The organism is Flavobacterium sp. N502536 (assembly GCF_025947345.1).
In the GTDB taxonomy this organism is placed as follows: Bacteria; Bacteroidota; Bacteroidia; order Flavobacteriales; family Flavobacteriaceae; genus Flavobacterium.
The window spans coordinates 2,268,253-2,279,428 of the sequence record NZ_CP110011.1; the positions used below are offsets into that span (position 1 = coordinate 2,268,253).

8 protein-coding genes, 1 pseudogene and 1 riboswitch are annotated in these 11,176 nt (G+C 37.4%); all 9 genes and pseudogenes read left to right on the forward strand.

Annotated features, from left to right (window positions below; translation table 11 throughout):
* Positions 1-23: 23 nt before the first annotated feature.
* The 9 genes and pseudogenes from OLM61_RS10005 to OLM61_RS10045 all read left to right on the forward strand — a co-directional run bounded on the left by OLM61_RS10005 (position 24) and on the right by OLM61_RS10045 (position 10,988).
* Positions 24-926: a sulfite exporter TauE/SafE family protein gene (locus OLM61_RS10005; RefSeq protein ID WP_264526199.1), complete on the forward strand. Its 903-nt coding sequence runs from the start codon at positions 24-26 to the stop codon at positions 924-926.
* A gap of 27 nt (positions 927-953) precedes the next feature.
* Positions 954-1,663 (forward strand): annotated as a pseudogene (locus OLM61_RS10010) (phosphoadenylyl-sulfate reductase).
* 277 nt (positions 1,664-1,940) lie between these two features.
* Positions 1,941-2,840, forward strand: a complete 900-nt coding sequence (gene cysD, locus OLM61_RS10015; protein ID WP_264526200.1) for a sulfate adenylyltransferase subunit CysD — start codon at positions 1,941-1,943, stop codon at positions 2,838-2,840.
* A 135-nt stretch (positions 2,841-2,975) separates the two neighbouring features.
* The gene (locus OLM61_RS10020; protein ID WP_264526201.1) at positions 2,976-4,220 is read left to right on the forward strand and encodes a sulfate adenylyltransferase subunit 1; all 1,245 of its coding nucleotides are present in this window, start codon (positions 2,976-2,978) and stop codon (positions 4,218-4,220) included.
* Positions 4,221-4,320: 100 nt separating this feature from the next.
* The gene (locus tag OLM61_RS10025) at positions 4,321-6,411 is read left to right on the forward strand and encodes a nitrite reductase (protein ID WP_264526202.1); all 2,091 of its coding nucleotides are present in this window, start codon (positions 4,321-4,323) and stop codon (positions 6,409-6,411) included.
* Positions 6,404-7,177, forward strand: a complete 774-nt coding sequence (gene cobA / locus OLM61_RS10030) for a uroporphyrinogen-III C-methyltransferase (protein WP_264526203.1) — start codon at positions 6,404-6,406, stop codon at positions 7,175-7,177. Before OLM61_RS10025 ends, cobA begins: the two co-directional genes overlap by 8 nt.
* A 105-nt stretch (positions 7,178-7,282) precedes the next feature.
* A complete protein-coding gene (locus OLM61_RS10035; RefSeq protein ID WP_264526204.1) occupies positions 7,283-7,864 on the forward strand; it encodes a bifunctional precorrin-2 dehydrogenase/sirohydrochlorin ferrochelatase in 582 nt (193 codons plus the stop codon).
* Between the two features lie 188 nt (positions 7,865-8,052).
* Entirely contained in the window at positions 8,053-9,105 is a 1,053-nt protein-coding gene (locus OLM61_RS10040) for an NAD(P)/FAD-dependent oxidoreductase (RefSeq protein ID WP_264526205.1), read from the forward strand.
* A 525-nt stretch (positions 9,106-9,630) separates the two neighbouring features.
* Positions 9,631-9,745: riboswitch (SAM riboswitch) on the forward strand.
* Positions 9,746-9,983: 238 nt separating this feature from the next.
* Positions 9,984-10,988, forward strand: a complete 1,005-nt coding sequence (locus tag OLM61_RS10045; protein ID WP_264526206.1) for a homocysteine S-methyltransferase family protein — start codon at positions 9,984-9,986, stop codon at positions 10,986-10,988.
* Positions 10,989-11,176: the final 188 nt, after the last annotated feature.

The following is an 11,176-nucleotide window of genomic DNA, read 5'->3' on the forward strand; positions in this document are numbered from 1 at the left end:
TTAAAATAAAACGAACCATTAGAATGGAAAAAGAGCTAAAAATAAATACCGTAGCAGTTAAGTCTGATACAGCAATAAAAGAAAGATTGTGGGTTTTAGTACCGGCTGTTTTACTAATCGGTTTGTTGACAACGTTGATCTACAATCACCATGCTGAATTTTCGTGGGATGCGTTTATTGATGGTTTTAATCAGGAGTTTTTAGTGTTTTTTGCCATTGGAGTTTTTGCACAATTGGTCGACGGGACTTTAGGAATGGGTTATGGGGCAACTTCCACATCCTTTTTATTGGCCTACGGAGTTCCGCCAGTAATTAGCAGTACTGCGGTTCACGTGTCAGAAATGTTTACTACGGGAGCATCGGCACTTTCTCATCACCGATTTGGAAATATCAATAAAAAGCTGGTCAAACATTTATTGATTCCGGGTGTTTTAGGTTCAATAATTGGAGCATATTTATTATCGGATGTTATTAACGGTGATATTATAAAGCCTTTTATTGCAGTTTATATGATTGTTTTGGCGCTTATAATTATTCGAAAAGCTTTAGTTAAAAAGATCGTCAAAAAGAAGACTAAAAAATTAGGATTTCTGGCTGTTTTTGGAGGTTTTATGGATTCAGTTGGAGGCGGAGGCTGGGGGCCGATAGTGACTTCAACCTTATTAGGAAGAGGAAGAAACCCAAGATATACCATAGGTTCTGTAAATGCTGCTGAGTTCGCAATTTCGTTTGCAAGTGGTTTAACCTTCATGCTTTTTGGCGGAATCCACGGTTGGCAGGTTATTATAGGTTTGATTTTAGGAGGTGTAATTGCTGCACCATTAGGAGCTTATCTTTTAAATAAAATCAAAAGAAAACCAATGATGATTGCAGTTGGAGTTTTAATTATACTATTGAGTTTAAAAACATTATCTAAATTATTGTAATATTTTTTAGAAGGAAAGAAAGAGGATATGAGTGCGACTATTATACAATCATTATTAGATAAAACGAAAGACTTTTCACTTGATGAAACCTTAGCTTTCTTAGCAGCTGAATATCCGGGGAAAGTAATTTTTTCAACATCTTTTGGACAGGAAGATCAGGTTATCACTGATTTTATTGCAAAAAGCAATCAGGATATTTCCATTTTCACATTAGATACCGGAAGGTTATTTCAGGAAACGTATGACGTTTTTCATAAGACATTAAAAAAATACAAAAAACCGATTGAGGTTTATTTTCCGGAAGCAACAGCTGTAGAAAATTTACTAAAACATAAAGGCCCAAACAGTTTTTATGATTCAGTTGAGAACAGAAAAGAATGCTGCTTTATTCGAAAAGTAGTTCCGTTACGAAAAGCGTTAGCAGGAAATTCTATTTGGATCACAGGTTTAAGAGCAGAGCAGTCGGAGAATAGAAATGATTTGCAATTGTTTGAATACGACGGAGGTTTTGAAATTATAAAGTTCAACCCATTACTAAAATGGACTTTAGAAGAGGTTGAGGTTTATTTATCAGAAAACAATGTTCCTCAAAATGCTTTACACAAGCAAGGTTTTGTAAGCATTGGTTGTGCGCCTTGTACCAGAGCAATTTTCCCGGTGAAGATATCAGAGCCGGAAGATGGTGGTGGGAATCAAGCCATAAAGAATGTGGTTTGCATAGCGCTAAAAAAGAGTAAGTAGAAGAAAGAAGCTAGAGAATATAGATTTTGAGTTCCGAAGGAACGACCGATATTGTAGCGTCGGGTTTCAACCCGATGAAGACGAAGGAACGATCCATATTATAGCGTCGGGTTTCAACCCGATGGGAATGGGAAAAGGATTTATAATGTAGCAACGGATTGTAACCCGTTGAAGAGAGGATAATAACAGAATAAATAGAGGAAGGTTTTAGGGCAACTCACAAAATTTAAGATCTAAAACCTGAGGCTAAAAAATATCAAACAAAAAAACAAAATGAGTTCAGTATTAAAAACAAACGCTTTAGAGAGCGAAGCAATATACATTTTCAGAGAAGTAATTTCACAGTTCGATAAACCGGTTTTGCTTTTTTCTGGAGGAAAAGATTCGATAACATTGGTGCGTTTGGCACAAAAAGCATTTTTCCCGGCAAAAATTCCGTTTCCTCTTTTGCACGTTGATACGGGACATAATTTCCCTGAGACTATCGCTTTCAGAGATAAATTGGTAGAAGAACTAGGATTGGAATTAATCGTACGTAATGTTCAGGATGCTATTGATGAAGGAAAAGTGGTTGAAGAAACGGGTAAATATTCCAGTAGAAACAGCCTGCAGACTACAACACTTTTAGATGCCATTGAAGAATTTAAGTTTGATGCCTGTATTGGTGGAGCGCGTCGTGATGAGGAAAAGGCAAGAGCAAAAGAGCGTATTTTCTCCGTTCGTGACGATTTTGGTCAGTGGGATGAGAAAAATCAGCGTCCGGAATTGTTTGATATTCTGAATGGAAAAATCGAGAACGGTCAAAACGTTCGTGTTTTCCCAATTTCAAACTGGACAGAATTAGATGTATGGAGTTATATCGAGAAAGAGCACATCGAGATTCCGTCTATTTATTTTTCGCATAAAAGAAAAGTTTTTTTGAGAGACGGTTTGATCTGGTCACATTCTCCTTTTGTGTACCAGGAAGAAGACGAACAAATCGAAGAAAGAATTGTTCGCTTCAGAACCGTTGGAGATATGAGCTGTACGGCAGCTGTTGAATCTTATGCAGCAACCATTGAGGAAGTAGTTGGAGAAATCAGAACTTCGACTATCTCAGAAAGAGGAGCCAGAATTGATGACAAGCGTTCTGAAGCTGCAATGGAAAAGAGAAAACAACAAGGGTATTTTTAATAATTATTAATTGTGAATTATAAATTATTAATTAAAAAGTAAGAATCAAAAAAACATACAGCTTGAAATTTTAGTTCAAAGGAAATCAACTTGAAACCTGAAACTAAACTTGAAACCTGAAACAAAAAATACAGAATGGAAGTTTTAAAAATAGCAACAGCAGGAAGTGTAGATGACGGAAAAAGTACTTTGATTGGAAGATTATTGTACGATACCAAATCATTGACAACAGATAAGATTGAAGCGATTGAGAAAAGCAGTAAGCAAAAAGGATACGATTACCTTGATTTTTCATTGGCAACAGATGGATTAGTAGCGGAAAGAGAGCAGGGAATCACGATTGACGTGGCGCATATTTATTTTTCGACTGCAAAGAAAAGTTACATCATTGCCGATACTCCGGGTCACGTAGAATATACCAGAAACATGGTAACGGGAGCTTCAACTTCACAAGTATCGATCATCTTAATTGATGCGAGAAAAGGAGTAATTGAGCAAACGTACCGTCACTTTTTTATCAATAATTTATTGAGAGTAAAAGAGGTAATCGTTGCGATCAATAAAATGGACTTAGTGGATTATTCGGAGGAAGTTTTCAATAAAATCAAAGCCGATTTCCAGGCCTTAAATGCTAAGAGTACTTTCAAAGAACAAAATGTAAGCTACATTCCGCTTAGTGCAATCAACGGAGGAAACGTAGTGGATAAATCGGAGAACATGAAGTGGTACGACGGGCAAACTGTTCTCGAGCATTTGGAAGGACTGCATTCTTCAGATGTTTTTGAAGCAGGAAAAGCACGTTTCCCGGTTCAGACTGTGATTCGTCCTAAAACAGAAGAATACCACGACTTTAGAGGTTATGCCGGTAAATTATACGGAAACTCAATAAAAGTAGGGGATGCGGTTACCGTATTGCCTTCTTTAACAGAATCAAAAGTAACTAAAATTCATTTTTTCGATAAGCAATTTGATGAGGCTGTTGCAGGTTCTTCGATTACCATCGAACTAGAAAATGATATCAATGTGACAAGAGGTGATATGATTGTAAAATCGTCAGAGCTTCCGAAAATTGAAAAAGAAATCAACACAACGGTATGCTGGATGGACAGTAAAAAACTGGTTCCGGGTACAAAATATATCGTTCAACACAACACCAATTCGGTTTTGGCAAAAGTTGAAAGTATCAAAAATACGATCTCAACGGATTATTCCGGAACAAAAGAAGCTTCACAATTAGCAATCAACGAAATTGGAGAAGTAAGTATCAAATTAAGCAAGCCTTTATATTTTGATGCCTACAACGACAATAAATCAAACGGGGCATTTATCTTAATTGATACTGCAACCAATACAACGGCAGGAGTAGGATTCATCAGATAGTTTTACTGCTGTAAGCTATAAGCAATAGGCTTTAAGCTAAAAACACAAAGTTAAAAAAGCCTAAAGCATACAGCTTAAAGCCTAAAGCAAGAGAAAGAAAATGGAAAGTTTTAGAACAGAAATAGAAAATCCGGTAGTTCAGAAAGAGATTATCGATTTAGAAAAAAAGATTCATTTGTTCCGTGGAGGAAAAATTGATGATGAACGTTTTCGTAGTCTTCGTTTAGCGCGCGGAATTTACGGGCAGCGTCAGGAAGGTGTTCAAATGATTCGTATTAAATTGCCTTATGGTAAAGTAACGAGCGAACAATTGATTCGTATTACAAAAGTTTCTGATGAATATTCTACAGGACGTTTGCACATTACGACACGTCAGGACATTCAGATTCACTATGTAAGTCTGGACCGAACTCCGGAGCTTTGGGCAAATTTGGCTAAAGACGATGTTACCTTACGTGAAGCTTGCGGGAATACCGTTAGAAACATTACCGGAAGCGAGTTAGCAGGTGTAGACGTAAACGAACCGTTTGACGTTTCGCCTTATGCGCACGCCTTATTTCAATATCTGTTAAGAAATCCAATCTGTCAGGAAATGGGACGTAAATTCAAAATTTCGTTCTCATCTTCAGACGAAGATACTGCTTTGAGTTATTTGCATGATTTAGGATTTATTCCAAAAATTGTCAATGGCGAACGTGGTTTTAAAATCATGTTTGGCGGAGGATTAGGTTCTCAGCCGGCTCATGCCGAATTGCTTTCAGAGTTTGTACCGGCGAATCAGATTATTCCAACAGCAGAAGGGATCATTCGTATTTTTGACCGATACGGTGAGCGTGCAAAAAGAATGAAAGCCCGTATGAAATTCTTAATCAAAGAAATGGGAAGAGATGTTTTCCTTGATTTGGTTGAAAAAGAGAAAAAAGCAATCGCTTTTGAAACGTACGAAATTGATACAACTGCTTTTGACGGACCAATTCCGGAGCCGTTATTAGAAGTTCCGCAAGTTACAATTGAAGATACAGCAGCTTATGAAGCCTGGAAAAAATCAAATGTAATCGCTCAGAAACAAGCAGGTTATTATGCTATAGGAATCAAAGTTTTATTAGGGGATTTTTACACCGATAAAGCCAGATTATTAGCTGATTTAATTAAAAACTATGCTGCAAATGAACTTCGTTTTTCATTGCGTCAAAATATTGTAATACGTCATGTGAAAGAAGCAAACTTACCATTCTTCTATCAGGAATTAGCCAAGCTGAACTTTGTTCATTTGGGGTATAATTCAACAGCAGATATTACAGCATGTCCGGGTACAGATACTTGCAATTTGGGGATTGCAAGTAGTACCGGAATTGCAGAAGAATTAGAGAAAGTATTAAGTGCTGAATATCCTCAGTATTTAAACAACCGCGAAATTGAAATCAAAATCAGTGGTTGTATGAATGCTTGCGGGCAGCACAACATGTCGGCAATTGGTTTTCAGGGAATGTCAATCAACTCCGGAAAACTGGTAGCTCCTGCTTTACAGGTTTTGTTAGGCGGAGGAAGATTAGGAAATGGAGCTGGACGTTTTGCTGATAAAGTAATCAAAATTCCAAGCCGAAGAGGACCGGATGCTTTGCGTACCATTTTAAATGATTTTAATGCAAATGCAAACGGACAAAAATTCCTGAATTACTATGATGAAAAAGGAGAAAAATATTTCTATGAAATCTTAAAACCTTTGTCAGATGTAACGAATTTAACCGAAGCTGATTTTGTAGATTGGGGAAATGCCGACAATTACGTAAAAGCAGTTGGAGTTGGAGAATGTGCCGGAGTGGTAATTGATTTGGTGGCTACTTTATTGCTGGAAGCCAAAGACAAACTGACTTTTGCTCAGGAATCTTTTGATGAAAACAAATGGTCGGATGCTATTTATCATGCTTATGCCGGATTTGTAAACGGTGCAAAAGCGTTACTGCTTTCTGAAAACGAAAAAACAAACAATCACGCAGGAATCGTTGATTTATTTGATACCGTTTTCATTACAACCGGTAAAATTGAACTGGCAACGTCATTCAGAGAATTAGTGTATCAAATTAATACAACACAGCCTTCAGAAGCTTTTGCAAAACAATACATTCAGGAAGGAATTGCATTTTTTGATACCATAGAAAAATATAGAGCTCAAGAATTAGAAAATGCTTAATATCAAACCAAAAGTAACTTTAGTTGGTGCGGGTCCCGGCGATCCGGATTTGCTTACGCTCAAAGCTGTAAAAGCACTTGCTGAAGCGAATGTGGTTTTGTACGATGCATTGGCCAATGAAGAAATATTAGCACACGCTCCTAAAAATGCAATCCGTATTTTTGTAGGGAAAAAAATAGGGAATCATGCTTACACGCAGGATCAGATCAATCAATTGATTGTGGATAATGCGTTGACCTATGGTAATGTTGTGCGTTTAAAAGGGGGTGACCCGTTTATTTTTGGACGTGGAAGTGAAGAAATTGAATTTATAGAAAGTTTCGGAATAGAGACATTTGTAGTTCCCGGAATATCTTCGGTAGTGGCCGTTCCTGCAAGTCAGGGAATATCGATTACCAAAAGAGGTGTTTCTGAAAGCTTCTGGGCCATAACCGGTACAACTTCTGACAGGAAATTGTCTTCGGATGTTGCTTTGGCGGCACAATCATCTGCAACAGTCGTAATTTTGATGGGAATGCACAAACTGCCTCAGATTATTGATTTGTTTCAGAAAGAAAGCAAAGGAAATTTACCCGTAGCGATTATTCAAAACGGAACCTTGGCCGATGAAAAAGTAGGTGTAGGGACGGTAGATTCGATTTTAGAAATTGTAAAAGAGAAAAAACTGAGTTCGCCTGCCATTATTGTTCTTGGAGAGGTTGTTCGCGAAAGCAATAAACTGAAAGGATTTTATGAAGAATTTCTCTCGAAAGAAATGATTCGTTAGTAATTGTCTCGTCAGGAACAACCAATTTTGCAGCTTTAGGTCTTAACCCGATGTTTGCATGATAAATTGTTCTGGGCGAACTTTGCACCGGTAATAAAAATTAAAATGGAACAAAACGAATTATATCCTGTATTCCTGAAACTTCACAATCTGAATGTTCTGATTGTTGGCGGAGGAAATGTTGGATTAGAAAAGCTCTCTTTTTTATTAAAGTCGAGCCCGAATGCAAATGTTGAGGTGGTAGCACCAAATTTTCATTTAGAAATAAAGGTTTTGGCCGAGAAACATCCTTCGATTACATTGACAAAATCGAAGTTCAAAAAGAAAATGCTCAAAAAACGCCATATGGTAATTGCCTGTACCGACGATTTAAAAGTCAATAAAAAGGTATACGAATTATCCCGAAAGCGTTATTTGATTTGTAATATAGCCGATACACCGGATTTGTGTGATTATTATCTGGGAGGAATTGTAACGAAAGGGAATGTAAAAATCGCCATTTCGACCAACGGAAAATCACCAACAACAGCCAAAAGGCTAAGGGAGTTTTTTGAAGAGGTAATTCCTGAAGATATCAATACAATGGTTGAAAACCTTAATGAATATCGAAAGACATTAAAAGGTAATTTTGAAGAAAAGGTTAAAAGAATGAACGAAATCACAGCGTCATTAAAAAATAAGGAATAGTAATAGTTCCGAAAGAACGGTTCCTATTGTAGCGTCGGGTTTTAACCCGATGGATGAACGAGATAACCGCTTCATTAAAAAATAAAGAGTAAAAATTTCCGCAAAGAAATCAATGACAAAAATCATTGAAAATAGAATAAATTATTCGTTCCTTTGCATTATTAAGAATGATTATAAACAACAACATAATGATTAAAACAGATATACTTATAATTGGAGCAGGCCCAACAGGTTTATTTGCCGTTTTCGAGGCAGGATTATTAAAATTAAAATGTCATATTTTAGATGCTTTGCCACAAGCGGGAGGGCAACTTTCAGAATTGTATCCAAAAAAGCCTATTTATGATATTCCTGGATTCCCGGAAGTATTAGCAGGAGATTTGATTGACGGACTGCAAGAGCAAATCAAACAATTTGAGCCTGGTTTTACTTTAGGAGAGCGTGCAGAAACGATTGACAAACAAGAAGACGGAAGTTTCATTGTAACCTCAAATAAAGGGACTAAATTTCACGCACCGGTTATTGCTATCGCCGGAGGTCTTGGAAGTTTTGAACCACGTAAGCCACTTATCGAAGATATTGAGTTTTATGAAGATAAAGGAGTAAAATACTTCATCAAAAATCCGGAGAAATTCAGAGACAAAAGAGTGGTAATCGCCGGAGGAGGAGACTCAGCATTAGACTGGAGTATCTTTTTGGCGAATGTAGCTTCAGAAGTTACTTTGATTCACCGTAGAAACGAATTCAGAGGAGCTTTAGACTCTGTAGAAAAAGTACAGGAATTAAAAACTGCTGGAAAAATTAAACTAATTACACCGGCAGAAGTAATCGGAATCAATGGTGCTGAGCATATTGAATCACTAGATATCGAAGAAAACGGAGCACACCGTAAAATCGAAACGGATTATTTTATTCCGCTTTTCGGACTTACACCAAAGTTAGGACCAATCGGAGACTGGGGATTAGAAATCGAAAAAAATGCGATTAAAGTAAATAATGCATTAGATTATCAAACCAATATTCCGGGAATCTTCGCTATTGGAGACGTAAACACTTATCCAGGGAAATTAAAACTGATTCTTTGTGGATTCCACGAAGCAACTTTAATGTGTCAGGCAGCGTACCAGATCATCAATCCGGGTAAAAAATACGTTTTAAAATATACCACTGTTTCGGGTGTAGACGGTTTTGACGGAACTCGTAAAGAAGCTCCGAAAGCAGTTGTTAAAGCGATCATTTAATCTTTAAGTTGCTAAGGTTCTAAGGGACTAAGGCGCTAAGATTTTTAATATAGTAAAGCTCAAACTTTTAGTTTGAGCTTTTTTTTAATCCCTTAGGGATGACATATTTGTAGTAGTAGAATAGGATTAAAGGTATTTGTGAAAAAAGCCCCGGAGGGGCGATAGATAAATCAGCAAGAGAAAGGCAATGTCGCTCGGCTGGAGCTCATTTGTTTGTATAATTGTTTTTCTATAAGTATTACGCTCCTTAGGAGCTAAATTTTTTTTAATCCCGTAGGGATTACATATTTGTAGAATAGGATTAAAGGTATTTGTAAAAAAGCCCCGGAGGAGTGATACGTAAATCAGCAAGAGAAAGGCAATGTCGCTCTGCTGGAGCTCAACGATAGAGGTGAGAACAGTATCAAAAAACATAGTGAAAACTTTAAACTTAGTCCCTCAGAACCTTAGCCCCTCAGAAACTTAAAAAAAACTTGCAATTGTTAAGCTTATGTCTTTACTTTGCACTGTTCTTAAAATTATTGACAGTTATCACGAAAGGCGGAGGGAAAGACCCAATGAAACCTTAGCAACCCTTTATCATAAAGAAGGTGCTACATTCTACTTAATACAAATTCATTGTATTTAAGATAGATAACACAAATACATTACACGTATTTCTCAAAACTTTTCCAGAAAACATACAATATTTACTAAAGCAATTTAGTAACAGGAGCGAATCATTGGCGCATTTTTGCAGTCAACAGTTCCCGCTTTCGCCTATATCTATTCGTTTTACTACGAGGATGTTGGCGCATCGGGTTTAAAACCGGAAATAGAATTAAATAAACTTAGCAGCTCAGCGCCTTAGTGTCTTAGCAGCTAAAAGAGGAAACAATATGTCAATAACAATTCAGGAAGCAATAAAAAAAAATATCCTAATCCTTGACGGGGCAATGGGAACGATGTTGCAGCGCTATAATTTCTCGGAAGAAGATTTTAGAGGAGAGCGTTTCAAAGATTTCCCTCATCCCTTAAAAGGAAACAACGATTTACTATCCATAACACAACCACAAGCAATTCGCGATGTTCACGCTGCTTATTATGAAGCAGGTGCAGACATTGTAGAAACCAATACTTTTTCAGGAACTACGATCGGTATGGCCGACTATTTCCTGGAAGATTTGGTTTATGAATTGAACTACGAATCGGCTAAAATTGCCCGTGAAGTAGCAGATGAATTTACCGCTAAAAATCCGGACAAACCACGTTTTGTTGCAGGTTCAATCGGACCAACAAACAGAACGGCAAGTATGTCTCCGGACGTAAACGATCCGGGATACAGAGCAGTAACGTTCGATGATTTGCGAATTGCCTACAAGCAACAGGCAGAAGCCTTAATGGATGGAGGCTGTGATTTACTTTTGGTAGAAACCATCTTTGATACGCTAAATGCCAAAGCGGCACTTTTTGCGATCGAAGAAGTAAAAGAAGAGCGTAATCTGGATATTCCAATCATGGTTTCAGGAACCATCACGGATGCTTCGGGAAGAACACTTTCGGGGCAAACGGTGGAGGCATTTCTGATCTCGGTATCTCATATTCCGTTATTGAGTGTAGGTTTTAATTGCGCTTTAGGAGCCGATTTGTTGAAACCTTACCTAAAAACCTTATCGCAGCATACACAATTTAATGTTTCGGCACATCCAAATGCAGGTTTGCCAAACGCTTTCGGGCAATATGACGAAACCCCGGAGCAGACACAAGCCTTAATCAAAGAATATTTAGACGATAATTTAATCAATATTATTGGAGGCTGTTGCGGAACCACTCCGGATCATATTCGATTAATTGCTGAGGTGGCAAAAGATTATAAGCCAAGAGTAGCACCGATTTTTGCGTAATACAATTTTATTGATTACGCGGATGGATTAAATTCCATCCCTACAAAATAGCCCTGAGTTCCGTAGGAACGATACATTTTGTAGCAACGGAATTTATTCCGTTGAAGAAAAGGATTCATCAACAAGAGTTCCGCAGGAACAAGACATTGGTAAAATTTAAAAACGGTAATTGAAATCGTGAAGAATGT

What these genes read in the sequence shown, in the direction of transcription:
- OLM61_RS10045 (WP_264526206.1), top strand. Translation starts at nt 9,984, where the DNA reads ATGTCAATAACAATTCAGGAAGCAATAAAAAAAAATATCCTAATCCTT.
- OLM61_RS10040 (WP_264526205.1), top strand. Translation starts at nt 8,053, where the DNA reads ATGATTAAAACAGATATACTTATAATTGGAGCAGGCCCAACAGGTTTA.
- OLM61_RS10005 (WP_264526199.1), top strand. Translation starts at nt 24, where the DNA reads ATGGAAAAAGAGCTAAAAATAAATACCGTAGCAGTTAAGTCTGATACA.
- OLM61_RS10035 (WP_264526204.1), top strand. Translation starts at nt 7,283, where the DNA reads ATGGAACAAAACGAATTATATCCTGTATTCCTGAAACTTCACAATCTG.
- cobA (WP_264526203.1), top strand. Translation starts at nt 6,404, where the DNA reads ATGCTTAATATCAAACCAAAAGTAACTTTAGTTGGTGCGGGTCCCGGC.
- cysD (WP_264526200.1), top strand. Translation starts at nt 1,941, where the DNA reads ATGAGTTCAGTATTAAAAACAAACGCTTTAGAGAGCGAAGCAATATAC.
- OLM61_RS10025 (WP_264526202.1), top strand. Translation starts at nt 4,321, where the DNA reads ATGGAAAGTTTTAGAACAGAAATAGAAAATCCGGTAGTTCAGAAAGAG.
- OLM61_RS10020 (WP_264526201.1), top strand. Translation starts at nt 2,976, where the DNA reads ATGGAAGTTTTAAAAATAGCAACAGCAGGAAGTGTAGATGACGGAAAA.